Consider the following 18,089-nt stretch of genomic DNA (forward strand, 5'->3'; position numbering starts at 1 on the left):
GAGCGACAAGCTCGGCGAGCACCTCGTGGGCCTACCCTGTCCATCGGCGCATCGGACCTGGGACATTTATACCAGTACGATGTGCAACCGGTTCCGCCTGAAGTAGGATGTCGGAGGCGGAAGGTGCCGTTGGATCAACGACCGCGCCCAGACGGGTAGCCTCGATGCGCGGGTCGATGACACAGGAAATTCAGGCCGGCGTCTGGCTCCCCGTGGGCGGCGGCGACGTGGGCGACCTCGTCCGCGGCCATGACTGGGCGGCCACCCCGCTCGGCCCCATCGCCGAGTGGCCGCCCACGGTTCGCGCCATCGTCCAGACAGTGCTGCTCTCGCCCATTCCCATGGTGGCGATCTGGGGTGAGGACGGCATCCTCGTCTACAACCGGGGCTATGCCGAGGTCTGCGGTCCGCGCCATCCGCAAGCGCTCGGGGGCCGGGTGCTGGACGTCTGGCCGGAGGCGCGCGCCTTTAACGCCCGCGTCGTCGAGAGCGGCCTCGCCGGGCAAGCCCTCAGCTTCAAGGCCCAGGAACTCGAACTCTGGCGGCATGGCCGACCCGAGAAGGTCTGGATGGACCTCGACTACACGCCCATCCTCGATGAGGCCGGCAGGCCCATTGGTACGCTCGCGACGGTGCTCGACATCACCGAGCGCGTGCTGGCCGAACGCCGCCTCGCCGAGAGCGAGGACCGATTCCGCTTCCTCGACGGCTTGGCTCGGGCGACCGCGGACGCCCGCGACGCCGCCGCGGTGCTGGAGGCCACGACGCGCCTCCTTGGCGGTCACCTGGGCCTGTCGAACTGCGCCTACGCCGACATGGACGCCGACGGCGACGGCTTCACCATCCGCGGCAACTGGCACGCGCCGGACGCACCCTCGATCCTCGGACACTACAGCCTCGCCGACTTCGGCGAACTCGCGGTCCGGGAGCTCAATGCCGGCAGGCCCCTCGTCGTCAACGACAACGCCGCCGAGCTCGTCCCGCACGAGGCGCGGACCTTCCAGGCCATCGGCATCGCCGCGACGATCTGCATGCCGCTGGTCAAGGAGGGCCGCCTCACGGCCCTCATGGCCATCCATCATGCCGTGCCGCATCGCTGGTCCGACGCCGAGCTGGCGCTGCTGCGCGAGGTGACGGAACGCTGCTGGGCCTACATCGAGCGCGTCGGCGCCGAGGCCAACCTGCGCGTGAGCGAGGGACGGCTGCGGACCCTGGTCAACGCGACCTCCGACGCGGTGTACCGGATGGGCGCAGACTGGCGCGGGATGATCCGGCTCGATGGTCGCGGCATCCTGGCCGACGCCACGGAGCCGAGCGAGCGCTGGCTCGACCGCAACATCAAGCCGGAGGACCGGGCCGAGGTCCTCGCCGCCATCGCCGACGCCATCCGGCGCAAGGGGCTGTTCGAGCTGGAGCACCGGGTGCGGCGGGCCGACGGTACAGTCGGCTGGACGTTCTCCCGTGCCGTCCCGTTGCTCGACCAGGCGGGAGAGATCGTCGAGTGGTTCGGCACCGCGAGCGACGTGACCTTCCGGCATGAGGCGGAGGCGCGCCTGCGGGAGAGCGAGGCCCGCTTCCGCACCATGGCGGATGATGCCCCGGTGATGACCTGGATCACCGACGAGAACGGCGACTGCATCTACCTGAACCGGCGCTGGTACGAGTTCACCGGCCAGACCGAGGCGGAGGGGCTCGGCCTCGGCTGGCTCGACGCCATCCATCCCGACGACCGCCATCTCTCGGAGCAGACCTTCCTGGCCGCCAACGCCGAGCGGAAGTCCTTCCGCCTGGAGTACCGGCTGCGCGGCCGGGACGGCGCCTACCGCTGGGCCATCGACGCCGCCACGCCGCGGATCGCGGCGAACGAGGCCTTCCTCGGCTACTTCGGCTCGGTCATCGACATCGACGAGCGCCGGCAGGCCGAGGCGCGGCTACGCACCCTGACCGACGTCGTTCCCGCCTTCGTCTGGTTCGCCTCGCCGGACGGGCACCTGCATTTCCTCAATGACCGCTGGTGCGAGTTCACCGGCCAGACCCTTGAGGCGGCGCTGCCCGACGGTTGGATCGAGGCCGTCCACCCGGACGACCGGGCCCGGACCGCCGCGGCCTGGGCGGACGCGCGGGCGCGCGAGGTCTCCTACGAGATCGAGATGCGCTACCGGCGGCACGACGGCGCCTGCCGCTGGTACCTGGCCCGGGCCGAGCCCCTGCGGGACGCCGGCGGGACGGTGACTGCCTGGTTCGGCACCTCGACCGACATCCACGACCGCAGGCTCGCGGAGGACCGCCTGCGGGAGTTGAACGAGACGCTGGAGAGCCGCGTCGCCGAGCGCACCGACGAACTGCTGAAGGCCGAAGAGGCGCTGCGGCAGTCGCAGAAGCTGGAGGCCATCGGGCAATTGACGGGCGGCGTGGCGCATGACTTCAACAACCTGCTGACCATCATCCGCTCGTCGGTCGACTTCCTACGCCGCCCGGACCTGCCCGAGGCGCGCAAGGCCCGCTACCTCGACGCGGTCTCCGAGACCGTGGAGCGTGCAGCTAAGCTCACCGGGCAGCTCCTCGCCTTCGCCCGCCGGCAGACCCTCGACCCGCAGGTGTTCGCCCTCGACGAGCGGCTGCGTGCCATGGCGGACCTCCTCGATACGGTCACAGGGGCCCGCATCCGGGTGGTGCTGGATATCGCGGGGGCGCCCTGCCACGTGCGCGCCGACCTCAGCCAGTTCGAGACCGCGCTGGTGAACATGGTGGTGAACGCCCGCGACGCCATGGACGGCGAGGGGACGCTGACCCTGCGGCTGGCCTGCGGCGGCACGCTGCCGCCGATCCGCCGACACGCCGGGAGCTCGCATCCGTTCGCCGCCGTCTCGCTCTCGGACACCGGCGCGGGCATCGCGCCGGAGGTGCTGCCGCGCATCTTCGAGCCGTTCTTCACGACGAAGGAGGTTGGCAAGGGCACCGGCCTCGGGCTCAGCCAGGTGTTCGGCTTCGCCAAGCAGTCGGGCGGCGACGTCGATGTCGAGAGCGTCCCGGGAGGCGGCTCGACCTTCACGCTCTACCTGCCTGAGGTGCCTGCGGAGCCCAAGCCCCTGGCCGCCAAGGATGCCGCCGCTTCCGTGCTGCCCATCGGGTCCGGCCAGCGCGTGCTCGTCGTGGAGGACAACGTCGAGGTCGGGACCTTCGCCACGCAGATCCTTGAGGATCTCGGCTACCGCACGACCTGGGCGACGAACGCCGAGGAGGCGCTCGATAGGATCGGTCACGACGGATCGGACTTCGACGTGGTGTTCTCGGACGTCGTGATGCCGGGCATGGGCGGCATCGCGTTCGCCCGGCTCCTAAGGCGGCGTCTGCCGAACCTGCCGGTGGTGCTCGCCTCGGGCTACAGCCACGTCCTGGCGCAGGAAGGCGCCCACGGCTTCGAGCTCCTGCGGAAGCCGTATTCGGCCGAGCAGGTCTCCCAGGTCCTGCGCAGGGCGGTCGGACGGGATTGGCGGACCGGGAACGGTGAGGGTGACGGAATGCCGGGGCGCTGAACGGGGCGGCCTTATGGACGCGGCGCCCTACCATCCGTCACGTGATGCGGTGCCGGCCTAGCCGAGCCCCGGCCGCTCAGGCACGTCCGATCCAGCCGCGCCACGTGAAGGCGGCGAAGAAGAGTTCGACACCCCGGAAGCCGCCCGCCCGTAGCACGGCGGCATCCGTCTCGGGCGCGAGGGTGTGCAGGTGGGCCTGCACGGCGGCCCTGGCCTTCGCCGCCTGGTCGCAATCGACGCCGGAAGCGACCGCATAGGCCTCGTACCGGCCGATCCAGCGCGAGCGGCTGTCGTCCTGCGGGAAGCTTCCGTGCGCCGCCACGAACGGCGCGCCCGGCTTGAGCCGCCGGTGGATTGCCCTGACGGTGTCCTCGCGCGCGGCCGGGTCGAGGAAGTGGAGGGTGAGCAGGCAGGTCGCCGCGTCGAAGGGGCCGAAGGGCGCGTCGTCGATGTAGCCCTCGACGAGTGTGACACGGTTCATCAGCGGCCCGAGCGTGCGCTCGGCCTGGCGGAGCATCTCCCCCGCCGGGTCGACGCCGACGAAGGTCCAGCCGGGATGCATCTCGGCCAATGCCCTGAGTTCCAGGCCCCCTCCAGCCCCGAGGACCAGAACCCGCGCGTCGGCCGGCGCGTGCTCGGCGAGCAGGATGCCGGTCATCCTGTGCAACGCCTCGAAGCCGGGTACGAAACGAGGCGGTCCGTCGGCATACCGTGCGGCGGCCGCCGGGTCCGAAAAGGCAGCCACGAAGTTGGTTGGTTCAGGCTGCGCGCTATGCGTCATTGGATCGGGCCTCCCGCCCGCACGATCCGCGCTTGGCCAAGCGCGCATGAAAATCCGCGTTGAGACGGGCCAGCGTGACGTCACCCAAACGCGAGAGCAGCAAGGCCTCGGCATCCTGAAAGGCGTCCGCGAGGGCCGCGTTGACCGCCTGCTCGACGAGGCAGGTCGGCTCTTGGCTCCGGTGTCCCATCGCGAACACCTCCGGCGAACCGAGCGCGACGTAGACGTCGTGCAGGGTCACCCGGTCGAGGTCGCAGGCGATGGTCCAGCCGCCGCCATGCCCTTTCCCGGAGGCGACGAGCCCGAGGTCGCGCAGTCCGGCCATCGTCCGGCGCACCACGACCGGGTTGGTCCCCATCATCATGGCCAGCCGCTCGGACGTCACCGGCCCGTCGGCCTCGTCCATGTGGAGGAGGACGTGCAACACGCCAGACAGTCTGCCATCCCGTCTCATGAAACTTCAATAGTTGCATGATAGGGATGGTGTCAACCGAGACCAGGCCTCAGGCGGCAGTTGGCCAAGATGGAGATCCGCTGAAGCCGCACGCCCGTTGGGCCTTCGCATTTGGACGGTGTTGCTCGCTCTTGAGCCCCTGCCTCAGGCCTCAGCGACTGCCCTGAAAGGCTCAAAGGCAACGCGGTCTGCGGTTTCCGCCTCCTCGGGCGAGGCTTGGAGTTCGGGCGGGATTGAGGCGAGCGATAGGCGGCGACCCAGTCGAAATGGTCGAAACCTTTGGTTTGCCACGGAACCCAACCCTCCAAGTTGGGAGAATCCGCAGCGCCCTCGAAACGTTCTTGACTGACTGATCACTCTTTCATATCGTCCTGCCATGGCGAGACCCAAGAGCGACGCGAAGCGCAACGAGATCATGGAGGCGGCGATCAGGATCGTCGCCGAGCAGGGACTACGTGCGTCGACGGCGTCAATAGCGAAGGCCGCAGGCGTCTCGAACGGCGCCCTGTTCATCTATTTCGAGACCAAGGCCGACCTGCTGAACGAGCTCTACGTCGAGCTGAAGTTGCGGATGGCCGCCGCGACCGTGGATGGCCTCCCGGAGGAAGTCGAGCCTCGCGACCAGTTGCGGCACGTCTGGTACGGGATGCTGCGCTGGGCGCGGGAGAAACCGCTTGAGCGCCTGGCGCTGGCGCAGCTCGGCGTCTCGAACGACTTGACGCCCGCCACGCGCGACATCGCGAGCCGCCCCTACGCTCGGGTCGTCGAGCTCCTCGACCGCTGCCGCGCCGACGGTGCGATGCGCGACGCCTCCCCGATGTTCGTCGCCTCGCTGGTGATGGCCATGACGGAAGCCACCATCGACGGGATCGCGGCCGACCCGGCCGCCGCCGAACGCCATGCGGCGATTGGGTTCGACGCCCTGTGGCGTTCGATCAGCTGACCGAGAACGAGGATCGGAGACACCATGACCAATGCGGAAACCCAACCCGGCTCGCGTCGAGACCTGGCTGTCGTCACCGGAGCGTCGAGCGGCATCGGCGCCGCGACGGCGCGCGAGCTCGCCGGCCGGGGCTATCACGTCCTGGCGGGCGTCCGCCGGAACGTGGACGCCGACGCGCTGCGCACCGCGAACATCGAGCCGGTCATTCTCGACATCACGCAAGAGGCCGGGATCGCCGCCCTCTCGCAGCGCGTCGGGAACGATCCCGAGCGTCGACGGCTAGCCGTGCTGGTCAACAATGCAGGCGTGGGGATCAACGTGCCTGTGGAGACCTACGCGCTGCCGGACTGGCGCCGCCTGTTCGAGGTGAACCTGTTCGGCCATGTCGCGGTCATCCAGGCCCTGCTTCCCGCCTTGATCGAGAGCGGCGGGACCATCGTCAACGTATCGTCGGTGGGCGGCCGGGTGGCGATGGGGGCCTACGGTCCCTACGCATGCACCAAGTTCGCACTGGAAGCGCTCAGCGACTCGCTGCGCCGCGAGGTCGGTCAGCTCGGGGTGAGGGTCGTCGTGATCGAGCCGGGGGCTGTCAGGACGGAGATGCTCGGACAGGTCGGCGTCCGGGCCGAGAGGGTCATCGACGCCATGACCGTCGCGCAGCGCGGGCGCTACGCGGCGCTGTTGCGGGCGGTGGTGGCCCAGGCTGAGGCCTCGGAAGAGGGCGGGGCCTCGCCCGAGGATGCGGCCCGCACCATCGCGGGCGCGGTCGCCAGGGCGCGTCCGAGGACCCGGTACACCGTCGGCCGCTGGAGCGGGGCCTTCGTCGGCTTGACCCGCCTTCTGTCGGACCGGGCACTCGACCGGCTCCTCGCCGCAGGCCTGAAGCCGCATCTTCCCAGGTCGGCGCACGCCCCTGCGGCGGCCGGGCGGCTCGGGCGTCCGGCATGACCACGGTCCTCATCGCCGGTGCCACCGGTCTCGTCGGCGGCCTTGCCCTGGGACTGGCGCTCGCCGACAGCCGGATCGACCGCGTGGTCGCCCTGACCCGTCGCCCGGTCGAGACCCATGCCAAATTGCGAAACGTCGTCGTCGACTTTTCGGACCTCCCCGCCGATGCCGACTGGTGGAACGTGGACGGCGTCATCAGCGCCCTGGGCACGACGCGCGCCCGCACCCCGTCGCCCGACGAGTACCTGGCAATCGACCGGGACTATCCGCTCGCCATCGCACGCCTCACGCGCAGCCATGGCGCCACCCGGTTCGCGCTGGTCTCCTCGCTTGGCGCCGATCCTCGCTCGCGCTTCGCCTATACTCGTAGAAAGGGCGAACTGGAGAGCGAGCTCAAAGCGCTGGCCTTCCCGTCGTTGACAATCGTGCGTCCGAGCGCCCTCGACGGGCAACGCGAAAGCGCGCGGCTCGACGAGCGATTGGCCGTCGCTGTCTTGAAGTCCCTCACGCCCGTCTTGCCGTCTCCCTGGAGGTCGAGCTCGGCGACCGGGATGGCCAAGCTCCTCGTCGAGGGCGCCGTCGCAGCCCGGCCAGGCATCGCCGTCAAGACGAACGCCGACGTGGGATCGTGTTCGACCTGACGATCCCGCGAACGCATTCGGTGCTGGCTGCCGAGCCCGGACCCGCTCGGAGGGAGCGTCCGGTGGCTCGCTGGCGGGACCTGATTATTGTCGGCTCACCGGAGGGATGAAGCAGGCTGCCGACCGTCAGCGCAAACCGCCAGGATGAAGCAGTCGTTCATTCTCCGTCGGGTGAAGCCATGGGCGCGTGGTGCAGGGCTAGCCCGCCGGGATGCCGTGGGTGCTCGCGGCTTCGGTTTGGCGGCCCTTCGTTCCCATCGCCTGACGCGACGGGGAGGCTCGCGCGATGAGGACGAAGAGGAGCGGGGTGACGAACACCGCCAGCACCGTCGCGGTGACCATACCGCCGAGCACGCCGGTGCCGATGGCCCGCTGGCTGTTCATGCTGGCCCCCGTGGCGACGGCGAGCGGCACCACGCCGAGGATGAAGGCGAACGAGGTCATCACGATGGGCCGGAAACGCAGTTCGCATGCCTCCAGCGCCGCCTCGTGCAGGGACCGGCCCTGCGCGACGAGGTCCTTGGCGACCTCGATGATGAGGATGGCGTTCTTCGCCGTCAGGCCGATCACCGTGATCAGGCCGACCTTGAAGTAGACGTCGTTCGGCATGTCCCGCAGCAGCATGGCGAAGACCGCGCCGACCACGCCGGTGGGCACGACGAGCAGCACGGCGAGCGGGATCGACCAACTCTCGTAGAGCGCGGCAAGGCAGAGGAAGACGCAGAACAGCGCCAGCGCTAGCAGGTAGATCGCTTGAGAGCCCGACAGCTTCTCCTGCAGCGACTGCCCGGTCCAGGCGAAGTCGAAGCCCGGCGGCAGCTGCCCCGCCAGACGCTCCATCTCGGACATGGCGTCGCCGCTGGCGTAGCCGGGGGCCGCGCTGCCGGAGATCTTGATGCTCGGGTAGCCGTTGAAGCCCACGACCTGCGACGGGCCCATCGTCCATTCGACCCGCGCGAAGGACTGGAGCGGCACCATCTGCCCCTTGGCGTTGCGGACGTTGAGGTCGAGCAGGTCCTCGGCCTTCATCCGCCGGGAGGCCTCGGCCTGGACGATGACCCGCTGCATCCGCGCCTGGTTCGGGAAGTCGTTGACGTAGGCCGAGCCCAGGCTCGTCGAGAGCGCGTCGTTGATGTCGGCGAAGGTGACGCCGAGCGCGTTCGCCTTCTGCCGGTCGAGGACGAGCTCGATCTGCGGCGCGGTCGGCAGCCCCTCGACGTAGACGCCCTGCAGGATCGGGCTCTGGCCCGCCGCCTTGAGGAGCTGGTCGCGCGCGGCCGCCAGGGCCGCATGGCCCTGCTGGCCCTTGTCCTGCAGGCGGAAGGCGAAGCCGCTGGAATTTCCGAGCGAGTCGATGGCCGGCGGCGACAGCGACATGGCGATGGCGTCCGGCATCTCCCCGAGCGCCGCGTTGGCGCGGGCGGCGATGGCGTCGGCCCCGTCGCTCAGGCCGCGCTCGCCCCAGGGCTTCAGCCCGACGAAGTTGAGCGCCGCGTTCTGGCCCTGGCCGGAGAAGCCGAAGCCGAGCAGCAGGGTCTGGCTGTCGATGCCGGGTTCGCGGGCGAAATGCGCCTCGATGCGCTTGGCCACGTCGAGCGTGCGCCCGGTGGCCGATTCCGGCGGCGTCTGCGCGTCGACGATGACGTAGCCCTGGTCCTCAATGGGCAGGAAGCTCGACGGCATGCGCAAGTAGCCCCAGCCGAGGGCGGCGACGAGCAGGCCGTAGACGAGGAGCGCCCGCACCGGCCGGCGCAGCAGGCCCGCGACGCCGGAGCGGTAGGCCAGCGTGCCGGACCGGAAGCGGCGGTTGAACCAGCCGAAGAAACCGCCTTTGTCGTGGCCGTGCCCGGCCTCGATGGGCTTCAGAAGCGTGGCGCAGAGTGCCGGGGTGAGCGAGAGCGCCAGGAAGGCCGAGAAGGCGATGGAGGTCGCCATGCTGACGGCGAACTGGCGGTAGATCACGCCGACTGAGCCGGGGAAGAAGGCAAGCGGCACGAACACCGCGACTAACACCGATGTGATGCCGACGATGGCCCCGGTGATCTGGCCCATGGCCTTGGCGGTGGCCTCCCGCGGGGGCAGGCCCTCCTCGGACATGATCCGCTCGACGTTCTCGACCACGACGATGGCGTCGTCGACGAGGATGCCGATGGCCAGCACCATGCCGAACATCGTCAGCACGTTGATCGAGAAGCCGGCGAGCAGCAGCGCGCCGCAGGTGCCGAGCAGGGCCACCGGCACGACGATGGTCGGGATAAGGGTGTAGCGGACGTTCTGGAGGAACAGGAACATCACCGCGAAGACGAGCGCCATAGCCTCGGCGAGCGTCATCAGCACCTTCTTGATCGAGACCTCGACGAAAGGCGTGGTGTCGTAGGGGACGCTCACGCGGACGTTGGCCGGCAGCGTGCGTTGGAGCTGGGCGAGCTTCGCCTTCACCCCGCTGGCGGCGGCGAGGGCGTTCGCACCCGGGGCGAGCTGGATGCCGATGCCGGCGGCGGGGCGCCCGTCGAGGCGGGTCTGCATCGTGTAGGACTGCCCACCGAGCTCGACCTCGGCGACGTCGCGCAGGCGGACTAACGAGCCATCCGTGTTGGCGCGCAGCACGATTTCCCCGAACTCGGCGGGCGTGGTCAGTTGCCCCTTCACCAGCACGTTGGCGGCGATGCGCTGGCCCTCCCGCGCCGGCTGGGCGCCGACGACGCCCGAGGCGACCTGCGCGTTCTGCGCGCTGACCGCGGCCGTCACGTCGCCCGGCGTCATGCCGAGGCCGACGAGCTTGACCGGGTCGATCCAGATGCGCAGCGCCTTCTCGGACGAGAACAGGGTGGCGCGGCCGACGCCCGGCACGCGCCGCAACTCGCCTAGCAGTCGGCGGGCGGCAAGGTCGCCGAGGTCGGTCTCGCTCGCGGTGCCGTCCTTCGAGGAGACGGTCACGAACTGGAGGAAGCTGGTGCTGGCCTCCTCGACGATGACGCCCTGCTGGGTCACCGCGCGGGGCAGGCGCGCCTCAATGCGCTTGATCCGGTTCTGCACCGCCACCGTCGCCTTCGACGGGTCGGAGCCCGGCGCGAACGAGGCCGTGATCTGCGCCATGCCGGACGTGTCGCTGGTGCTCTCGAAGTACATCAGCCCCGGGATGCCGTTGAGCTCCTCCTCGATGATGCGGGTGACGCCGTCGTAGAGCCGCTCCGGCGGGGAGCCGGGGTAGGTCGCCGTCACCTGGATCGTGACCGGGGCGACGTCCGGGTACTGCGAGACCGGCAGGTAGGCGATGGAGATCGCCCCCACCAGCATGATGAAGATGGAGACCGCCCAGGCGAAGATCGGGCGCGCGATGAAGAAGCGGGTCATGGCGGCGTGATCCTGTCGGTCAGGGCTTAGAGGAGGCGGAGGCGGTCCGGGGCGCTTGCCAGGGCGACGGGTTGACCGCCATGCCCGGCTGGAGCCTCTGGAAGCCCTCGACCACGACAGTCTCGCCGGCCTTCAACCCGTCCTCGACGATCCAGCCGGCATCCGTCAGCGCCCCCGCCCGGACGGGGCGCAGGGCCACGGTCCGGTCCTCGCCGACGACGTAGACCTGTGCCACGCCGGCGCTGCTGCGCTGAATGGCTTGGGCCGGGACGAGGACGGCCCCCGGCAGCGTGCCCTGCGCGACGCGGACGCGGACGTAGGTGCCCGGCAGCAGGGCGACCTTCGGGTTCGGGAACGTGGCGCGGAGGCTGACCTGCCCCGTGCCGGGGTCGACGCTGACGTCCCTGAACAGGAGCCGCCCGGCATCCGCGTGGAGCGAGCCGTCCGGTAGGACCAGCCGTACCCCCGTCTCCTCCTTCCCCGAGGCGCGCTCGGCGAGGCGGCTCGGGTCGGCGGCCGAGGCGTTGAAGTCGGCGAAGATCGGGTCGACCTGCTGGATCAGGGCCAGCTTGGTCGCATCGCCCTGGCCGACGAGCGCCCCCTCGGTGACGAGGGCCCGTCCGATGCGACCGGCGATGGGCGCGCGCACGGTGGCGTAGTCGAGGTCGATCCGGGCGCGGGCGAGTTGCGCCTTGGCGCTCGCGACGTCGGCCTCGGCCTGGCGCAGGGCGGCGACCGCGATGTCCTGCTGGGCGGCGCTCGCGGCCTGGCGCTCCAACAGGGTCTCGGTGCGCTCCGACTGGCGCTGCGCCTGCACTTTGGTCGCCTCGGCCCGGGCGAGCGCGGCGGCCTTGGCATCCACCTCCGCCCGGTAGACGGCCGGGTCGATCCGGAACAGGACGTCGCCCTTGGCCACTAGGCTGCCTTCCTCGAAGGTGCGCTCTTGGACGATGCCGGAGACCTGGGCCCGCACCTCGGCGACCCGCGTCGAGGTCAGGCGGCCCGGCAGGTCGAGGATGCGGGGCACCGCGACCGCCGCGACAGTGACCGTCGAGACGTCGGGGGTGGCGCCCGCCGCACCGGGCCCGCCCGCGGGCTGGCCGTCTGCCGCCGGCTTGCAGCCTTGCAGGGCGAGGAGGGCGAGGCAGGCGGCGGTGGTGAGGACCGGCGTCCGGTGGAGGTAGGTGGGAATCGACATGGGGAAGGTCCGTTGGTGCCGGGCCGTCAGGCGGCCTTGCGCACGAGGCGCGCGTAGGCGCCGTCGCGGGCCAGGAGGGTTTCGTGCGTTCCGCTCTCGACCACTCTTCCGCGGTCCAGCACGACGATCTGGTCGGCTCGGCGCACGGTCGACAGGCGATGGGCGATGGTGATGGTCGTGCGGGGCTTGCCCGGCCGCGTCAGGGCCTCGACCACGGCCCGCTCCGTGGCGGTGTCGAGCGCGCTCGTCGCCTCGTCGAGCAGCAGGACCCGGGGATCGCGCAGGATGGTGCGCGCGAGCGAGAGACGCTGCCTTTCGCCGCCGGAGAAGCGGTGCCCGCGCTCTCCCACCACCGTGTCGTACCCGTCAGGCAGGGCCGCGATCAGGTCGTGCAACTGGGCGATGCGCGCCGCCTCGACCATCTGCGCCACCGTGGCCTCTGGCCGGGCGAACAGAAGGTTCTCGGCGATGCTGGCGTGGAGGAGGAACGGGTCCTGCGTCACCACCCCGAGGATGTCCGAGAGCGAATGCATGCACAGGTCCCGCACGTCGACGCCGTCGTAGAGGACGGCGCCCGCGTCGACGTCGTGGAGGCGTGCCAGGATGTGGCCGAGGGTCGACTTGCCCGAGCCGGTCGCGCCGACGATGGCGGTATGGGAGCCGGCGGGGATGTCCACCGTGACGCCGCGCAGGGTGGCGGGTCCCGACCGGTCGTAGGAGAACGTCACGCCGTCGAGGCGCACGTGGCCGGCGACCTTCGAAGGATCGAGGGTGACGGCGTCCGGTCGCTCGGTGATGCCGACCGGCTTGTCGAGGTACTCGAAGATGCGGGCGAACAGCGCCCGCGCCTTGCGGGCCTCGACGCCCGTGCGCAGCACCTCCTCCAGCGGGAACAGCATCTGCTCCTGCAGCGCGATCATGGCGACGAGCGTGCCGATGGTCATCGCCGTCCCGGCGTTCATCATCCAGCCGCCGAGGAACAGCGTGAGGGCCGGCAGGGCCTGAAGCACCAGGTCGATGACCGACCACTGCCACTGCCCGGCCGTGTGGGACCGGACCTCCAGGTCCGCCACCTCACGCGAGGCCCGCGCGAAGCGCTCGACCAGGTGCCGCGTACGGCCCGTCGTGCGGGCGAGGACGATGCCCGAGACCGACAAAGACTCCTGCACCGCCGAGGTCATCTCGGCGATCCGCTCCTGCTGCGCGTAGGTGGTCTCCTCGCGCATCCGGCCGACGCGGTTGCTGATCCAGGTCGCCAGCGGCAGCACCAGGAACGAGAACAGGGCCAGCCGCCATTCCAGCATCAGCATCGCGGCCGCCGTCATCGCGACCGCGCTGGCGTTGCGCGTCGCCTCGCCCGCGGTGTGGGTGACGAGCGCCTGGAGGGCGCCGATGTCGCTCGCGATGCGCGATTGGATGTCCCCGCCCCGGGTCGCCGTGAAGAAGCCGAGAGGCAGCGACTGGAGGTGCGCGTACACGCGCACCCTGAGGTCGTGCATCAGCGCCTGCCCGACCTTCGCGGTGACGAGGGCCTGGAGCACGCCGATGCCGGCGCCGAGCGCGGCGAGGCCGACGAGGCTTCCCGCGAGCAGCCCGAGCAGCCGCACGTCGCCCCGCGGCAGAGCGACGTCGATGATCTCCCTGAGCAGGAACGGGGCGGCGAGCCCCGCCGCCGTCGCGAGCGCGATGAGCAGGAGGACGAGCGCGATCCGGCCCGCGTAGGGACGGAACAGGTCGAGGATGCGCGCCGCGGACACGTGCCTGGATGCCACTTCGTCGTAGGCGTCGTCGCTCCCGTCCGGGGCATAAGCCGCGGCGAGTTCAGGCGTCGAGGAACGTGCCATAGCTCAGGTCCGGCCGCCGTCCGCAGGCCCGGGCCGTCCGGCATGGGTCATGGCTATGAGCCGCTTCCGGAGCGCGCCTAGCTCCGGCACCGGATCGGTCGGCTTCTCGCGCACGAGGTAGGCGATCCACGCGCCGTCGGCGGCCAGCCGGACGAACTCCAGGTCAGCGTCCCCGTCGGTGTCCCGATGGCGGTGCAGGCGCTCGGCGAACCAGTCCGACACCATCCGGCGCAGGGCCGGCTCGGCGAGGATGGAGATGTGCAGGGCCGCCCACTGGCTGCCCTCGATCATCATCGGGTCGTGCAGGGTGATGTCGACATAGGCCCGGGTGTAGCGCCCGTATGGAAGTGGGTCCTTCGCCATGGCCGCATCGATATCCGCGTCGAGCTGCGCGATGAGGTCGGCGACGACGCCCTCGACCAGCGCCTGCTTGCTGGCGAAATGGTGGAACAGCGCGCCCTTGGTCACGCCGGCGGCAAGGCTCACCGCCTGCACGGTGACCGCGGCGAGACCCTGCTCCAGGGCGAGCTTGGCGGCGCAATCGAGGAGGGTGCGCCGGACGAGCTCCGGCTGCTTCTTGCGGTGGTAGGCGGTGGCCATGGTCGTTGTCCGATGGCGCTCGGGCGCCCTTCGCCCAAATGATACCTACCTGACGGTATCTTTCAAGGGCGATTCGAGTTCGTTGAGGGCGCGCCAAGCTACGGGCGGGCTGACGCCAAGGCGTCCTTCCATCGGCGGTCGCTAATGTGCCCCTACCTGTTGACGTCATGGCCGCCGCTTTGGGGCCGCTTTAAACCCTCGAGCGGACATTCGCATCGGCGGGGAGGAAGGTCTGCAACGGGTCAATTTTGAACCCTGAAAGCAAACCTCCTTCCTGAAACGCCGCGGCCAAGTCGACCGCGGCGTCCAACTCATATCTCGGTCTGTTCAGACAGGATCAGCGCGCCATCGACTTCGATGCCGAGGTACCGCACCGTGCTCTCCAGCTTGGTATGGCCAAGCAGCAGTTGGCAGGCACGGATGTTGCCAGTACGTTTATAGACCAGTGCGACCTTCGTTCGCCGTAGGCTGTGCGTGCCGTAGGCTGCGGGGTCCAGGCCGATCAAGGCGACCCACTGGTCAACAAGCCGACCGTAGTGTCGCGTCGTGAGGTGCTGACCACGCCGAGAGCGGCTCGGGAACAGCCAGTCGCCTGCTCGTAGGCTGCGCGAAGCCAGCCAATCCGCAAGTGCCTCGCGTGTGGGCTCGGTGATCTCGAAGGGCACCGGCCTTCCGGTCTTCTGCTGGCACACCGTCGCGCGGAGGCGGACTGCATCGCCGAGGTGAACGTCGCTTACGCGTAGGCGAACAAGATCGCACCCACGCAGCTTGCTATCGACGGCAAGGTTGAAGAGGGCGAGGTCTCGCGTGCGGTTGGCGAGCTGCAAGCGGGTTCGCAAGGCCCAGATGTGCTTGGGCTTCAGAGGTGGTTTCGGTCCGACAATACGGCCACGGTTCCAAGGAACACGCGTGGTAGACGGAATGGTTGAGGTTTCCTGCATGACGAGCTCCTGGATTGAGGAGCAAGTCAGGAGACATCTGCCGATGCCGCTGAGCCTAATGCTGATGGCGGTTTGGTTCTGCAAATGCCGAGAAGAGAGTCGCGGAAGCTGATCGAGCAGCTCAGACCCGATAGTGCATCGATGAAGGCGAATGCACTCTTGCAGCCTATGACCGACTGCCCAGGTCCCCTCCCCTTCCGCTCCGCGGGTACGCCCGCAACCATGTGCAGGTACGTGACCATGCCTCAATGGACCCGAACCATGCCTCCAACGGACATGCAGACGGTCGCACACTGAAATCTTGACAGTGCTCGCAGCCAGCATGCCACCTGTTCGGTAGGCGCCAGGAGTTCGCCCCCGGCTTGTTCTGGGAAGTCAGGTCCGCGACGAACCTTACAAGCCCCGTCGCGCCGGTGGCGCGTTGGACGTCCGACCTTGTCACAAGGAAAGATCGAGCTGCTGTGCCTCGTCATCACCGGACGGTGCCTGCAGCGAAGAGAGCCCTGCACCGATCAGCCGCACGCTCCGGCGCAAGGGAAATGCCTCGCGCAGCAGGCCGAGGCTGACCCCTTCCAGCGTCGCGCGGTCCTCCAGCGCAACCGGCAGCGAACGCGCCCGGGTGATCTGGGCAAAGTCCGAGAACTTCAGCTTAAGCGTGACGGTGCGCGCCACAACTGCCTTCGCGGTGGCCACCGCCCACACCTTGTCGAGGCATGGCTGTAGGCGCTCGGCGAGCACCGCGTACTCGCTCGTATCCTGCGAGAACGTCGTTTCTGCGCCGATCGATTTGCGCTCGCGGTGCGCCCGCACCGGTCGCTCGTCGATGCCACGCGCCACTTGGTGATAGTAGTCGCCCGCGCTGCCGAAGGCCGCCCGCAACTCGTCGAGTGAGCGTGCCTTGAGATCGGCGCCGGTCTGAATACCCAGGCGCCACATCTTCGCCTCGGTCGCCGGTCCGACGCCGCGAAACTGGCCGATGGGGAGACCCTCGACGAAGCTCGGCCCCATCGCCGGTGTGATGACGAACAGCGCGTCGGGCTTCCTGTGGTCAGAGGCAACCTTGGCCAAAAACTTGTTGTAGGACACGCCCGCCGAAGCGACGAGCCCAGTTCGAGCGAGGATCGTGGCGCGGATGTCCCTCGCGACCTCGGTCGCGGTCGGCAGGCCCTTCAGGTTCTCAGTGACGTCGAGGTACGCCTCGTCGAGCGCCACCGGCTCGATAACAGGCGTGTGCTCCTCGAACACAGCACGGATCTCGGACGAGACGGCCTTGTAGGCATCGAAGCGGGGCCGCACGAACACGAGGTCGGGACAGAGCCGGCGCGCGGTGGCCGACGGCATGGCCGAGCGGACACCGAAGCGCCGTGCCTCGTAGCTCGCTGCCATCACAACGCCGCGCTCGCGCGAGCCGCCCACCGCCAGCGGCCGATCCCGCAAGCTTGGGTCGTCGCGCTGCTCGACGGAGGCATAGAACGCGTCCATGTCGATGTGGATGATCTTGCGCATGGGCGTGGAGCTGAAACCGCATCCCCTGTTGGCGACACGCGCGCGGTGCCAACTGCCTCGAAGTTCAGCGTTTGTTCCTGCTCAAGCATGTGCGGTCAAGGGGCCGTAGGCCGATACCAACCCGGATCGGCGCTTCAGTCCTCAACAGCCAGTGTCCAAAAAACCTGACAGGCAATCGAATGCCTGGAAAACGCTCGGAACCGAGCTTTCGCCTCGCGCGCCGCGAGGGACAGCTTAGTGTCACTGTCTGCAAGACCCTCTCATCGTCATCGGTCCCCTCCCCTGCCCTGGCATATTTCCAGCCGCCACACGCAAGGCAGTGACGATGTTGCGGCGGAGCAGGGGCATGGATGCTGCGCAGTTCTTTGGCGGCGACCGAACCGCCCGCATGATGTCGGAGGCCACACCTCGGTCCGTTCGGCTCCGCGCCACTTCCGGACCTTCGAACAGGGCCGTTAGAATGGCCGCTTAGCCTCCGAAAGCTGCTATTGGCATGGAATGGCAGGTCCCGGCGGCCACAACGTCCTCCGTTGCAGGCGAGCCGGCCGAAGCGGACACGCTGAAACTGCTATTCAGAAACTATACCTGTCGCATCCCGCCATCGACGCATAGTTCGGCACCAGCGACGAAACTCGCCTCGTCGCTTAGGAGGAACAGCGTGGCCGCCGCCACCTCCTCGGGACGCGCCATGCGGCCCAGTGGGATCGGCGCGATTAGTGCGGCCCGCCCCTCCTCAGGTACGCTCGCCATCATGGTGGTGTCGGTTGGGCCGGGGGCCACCACGTTCACACGGATACCCTGCGGGGCCAGTTCCGCTGTCCATGTGCGCGCGTAGGAGCGTAGGGCCGCCTTCGTCGCGGCGTAGGTTCCGTAAGGCGAAACGCCCATGACATCAGCGATAGACCCCATCAACACGACCGACCCACCCCGCCCCATCGCGCTCAGCGCCGCCTGCAACCCGAAGACAGCACCACGGACGTTGACCGCAAAGTGCCGGTCGAAATGCTCGGGCGTTCCGTCGCGCAGGGTTGCCGGTTCCGAGATGCCCGCGTTGAGGACCAACGCATCGATCCGTCCATACGCCTCCCGCACCGTCTCCACGACGCGGTGCAAGTCCTCTTGTAGGGCCGCGTCCGCAACTAGACCCCGTGCACCACGCCCGATCCTCGCGGCGGCGGCCTCGATATCGTCGGCGCGCCGCCCGGTGAGCACGACCGACGCGCCCTCGACCGCCAGCCGCTCGGCAACCGCGAGGCCGATCCCCTTCGCTCCGCCGACCACGAGAGCAACCTTGTCCACCATGCGAGCCATTTCGGAATCCCTTCATCTGCGATGGCGCAGGG

At 69.2% G+C, this 18,089-nt stretch carries 13 protein-coding genes; 4 read left to right on the forward strand and 9 right to left on the reverse strand.

Annotated features, from left to right (window positions below; all coding sequences use genetic code 11):
• The first annotated feature begins 176 nt into the window (after positions 1-176).
• Positions 177-3,536, forward strand: coding sequence for a PAS domain S-box protein (locus tag ABZT49_RS16145; protein ID WP_355287060.1), 3,360 nt, complete (start codon positions 177-179; stop codon positions 3,534-3,536).
• A gap of 76 nt (positions 3,537-3,612) precedes the next feature.
• Here the strand turns inward: ABZT49_RS16145 and ABZT49_RS16150 are convergent, their stop codons facing one another.
• Together ABZT49_RS16150 and ABZT49_RS16155 are read right to left on the reverse strand one after the other, a co-directional pair.
• Entirely contained in the window at positions 3,613-4,317 is a 705-nt protein-coding gene (locus ABZT49_RS16150) for a class I SAM-dependent methyltransferase (protein ID WP_066918232.1), read from the reverse strand.
• The gene (locus ABZT49_RS16155) at positions 4,307-4,771 is read right to left on the reverse strand and encodes an Rrf2 family transcriptional regulator (protein ID WP_355287062.1); all 465 of its coding nucleotides are present in this window, start codon (positions 4,769-4,771) and stop codon (positions 4,307-4,309) included. The genes ABZT49_RS16150 and ABZT49_RS16155 overlap by 11 nt, the downstream gene beginning before the upstream one ends.
• Before the next feature lie 376 nt (positions 4,772-5,147).
• Between ABZT49_RS16155 and ABZT49_RS16160 the strand changes: the two genes are divergently transcribed.
• Genes ABZT49_RS16160 through ABZT49_RS16170 form a run of 3 tightly spaced genes read left to right on the forward strand, consistent with a single transcriptional unit; the run spans position 5,148 to position 7,303 of the window.
• A complete protein-coding gene (locus ABZT49_RS16160) occupies positions 5,148-5,714 on the forward strand; it encodes a TetR/AcrR family transcriptional regulator (protein WP_066918228.1) in 567 nt (188 codons plus the stop codon).
• Between the two features lie 24 nt (positions 5,715-5,738).
• Positions 5,739-6,662 (forward strand): SDR family NAD(P)-dependent oxidoreductase, encoded by a 924-nt coding sequence (locus ABZT49_RS16165; RefSeq protein ID WP_066918226.1) that lies wholly within the window; start codon positions 5,739-5,741, stop codon positions 6,660-6,662.
• A complete protein-coding gene (locus tag ABZT49_RS16170; RefSeq protein WP_066918224.1) occupies positions 6,659-7,303 on the forward strand; it encodes an NAD(P)H-binding protein in 645 nt (214 codons plus the stop codon). The genes ABZT49_RS16165 and ABZT49_RS16170 overlap by 4 nt, the downstream gene beginning before the upstream one ends.
• 198 nt (positions 7,304-7,501) lie before the next feature.
• Here ABZT49_RS16170 and ABZT49_RS16175 read toward each other — a convergent pair whose 3' ends face one another.
• The 7 genes from ABZT49_RS16175 to ABZT49_RS16205 form a co-directional block, all read right to left on the reverse strand.
• The gene (locus ABZT49_RS16175) at positions 7,502-10,657 is read right to left on the reverse strand and encodes a multidrug efflux RND transporter permease subunit (protein WP_355287064.1); all 3,156 of its coding nucleotides are present in this window, start codon (positions 10,655-10,657) and stop codon (positions 7,502-7,504) included.
• Between the two features lie 19 nt (positions 10,658-10,676).
• Complete coding sequence (locus tag ABZT49_RS16180) at positions 10,677-11,855, reverse strand: efflux RND transporter periplasmic adaptor subunit (RefSeq protein WP_355287066.1); 1,179 nt, start codon at positions 11,853-11,855, stop codon at positions 10,677-10,679.
• A 26-nt stretch (positions 11,856-11,881) separates the two neighbouring features.
• The gene (locus tag ABZT49_RS16185; RefSeq protein WP_355287068.1) at positions 11,882-13,699 is read right to left on the reverse strand and encodes an ABC transporter ATP-binding protein; all 1,818 of its coding nucleotides are present in this window, start codon (positions 13,697-13,699) and stop codon (positions 11,882-11,884) included.
• A 3-nt stretch (positions 13,700-13,702) separates the two neighbouring features.
• Entirely contained in the window at positions 13,703-14,299 is a 597-nt protein-coding gene (locus tag ABZT49_RS16190; RefSeq protein WP_355287070.1) for a TetR/AcrR family transcriptional regulator, read from the reverse strand.
• A gap of 311 nt (positions 14,300-14,610) precedes the next feature.
• Positions 14,611-15,240 (reverse strand): tyrosine-type recombinase/integrase, encoded by a 630-nt coding sequence (locus ABZT49_RS16195; protein WP_355287072.1) that lies wholly within the window; start codon positions 15,238-15,240, stop codon positions 14,611-14,613.
• Positions 15,241-15,678: 438 nt separating this feature from the next.
• Positions 15,679-16,746, reverse strand: coding sequence for a DNA polymerase IV (gene dinB / locus ABZT49_RS16200; RefSeq protein WP_093568187.1), 1,068 nt, complete (start codon positions 16,744-16,746; stop codon positions 15,679-15,681).
• Between the two features lie 579 nt (positions 16,747-17,325).
• Positions 17,326-18,057, reverse strand: coding sequence for an SDR family oxidoreductase (locus tag ABZT49_RS16205; RefSeq protein ID WP_355287073.1), 732 nt, complete (start codon positions 18,055-18,057; stop codon positions 17,326-17,328).
• Positions 18,058-18,089: the final 32 nt, after the last annotated feature.

The organism is Methylobacterium sp. EM32 (genome assembly GCF_040593685.1).
Lineage (GTDB): Bacteria > Pseudomonadota > Alphaproteobacteria > Rhizobiales > Beijerinckiaceae > Methylobacterium.

What these genes read in the sequence shown, in the direction of transcription:
- ABZT49_RS16145 (WP_355287060.1), top strand. Translation starts at nt 177, where the DNA reads ATGACACAGGAAATTCAGGCCGGCGTCTGGCTCCCCGTGGGCGGCGGC.
- ABZT49_RS16150 (WP_066918232.1), bottom strand. Translation starts at nt 4,317, where the DNA reads ATGACGCATAGCGCGCAGCCTGAACCAACCAACTTCGTGGCTGCCTTT.
- ABZT49_RS16155 (WP_355287062.1), bottom strand. Translation starts at nt 4,771, where the DNA reads ATGAGACGGGATGGCAGACTGTCTGGCGTGTTGCACGTCCTCCTCCAC.
- ABZT49_RS16160 (WP_066918228.1), top strand. Translation starts at nt 5,148, where the DNA reads ATGGCGAGACCCAAGAGCGACGCGAAGCGCAACGAGATCATGGAGGCG.
- ABZT49_RS16165 (WP_066918226.1), top strand. Translation starts at nt 5,739, where the DNA reads ATGACCAATGCGGAAACCCAACCCGGCTCGCGTCGAGACCTGGCTGTC.
- ABZT49_RS16170 (WP_066918224.1), top strand. Translation starts at nt 6,659, where the DNA reads ATGACCACGGTCCTCATCGCCGGTGCCACCGGTCTCGTCGGCGGCCTT.
- ABZT49_RS16175 (WP_355287064.1), bottom strand. Translation starts at nt 10,657, where the DNA reads ATGACCCGCTTCTTCATCGCGCGCCCGATCTTCGCCTGGGCGGTCTCC.
- ABZT49_RS16180 (WP_355287066.1), bottom strand. Translation starts at nt 11,855, where the DNA reads ATGTCGATTCCCACCTACCTCCACCGGACGCCGGTCCTCACCACCGCC.
- ABZT49_RS16185 (WP_355287068.1), bottom strand. Translation starts at nt 13,699, where the DNA reads ATGGCACGTTCCTCGACGCCTGAACTCGCCGCGGCTTATGCCCCGGAC.
- ABZT49_RS16190 (WP_355287070.1), bottom strand. Translation starts at nt 14,299, where the DNA reads ATGGCCACCGCCTACCACCGCAAGAAGCAGCCGGAGCTCGTCCGGCGC.
- ABZT49_RS16195 (WP_355287072.1), bottom strand. Translation starts at nt 15,240, where the DNA reads ATGCAGGAAACCTCAACCATTCCGTCTACCACGCGTGTTCCTTGGAAC.
- dinB (WP_093568187.1), bottom strand. Translation starts at nt 16,746, where the DNA reads ATGCGCAAGATCATCCACATCGACATGGACGCGTTCTATGCCTCCGTC.
- ABZT49_RS16205 (WP_355287073.1), bottom strand. Translation starts at nt 18,057, where the DNA reads ATGGCTCGCATGGTGGACAAGGTTGCTCTCGTGGTCGGCGGAGCGAAG.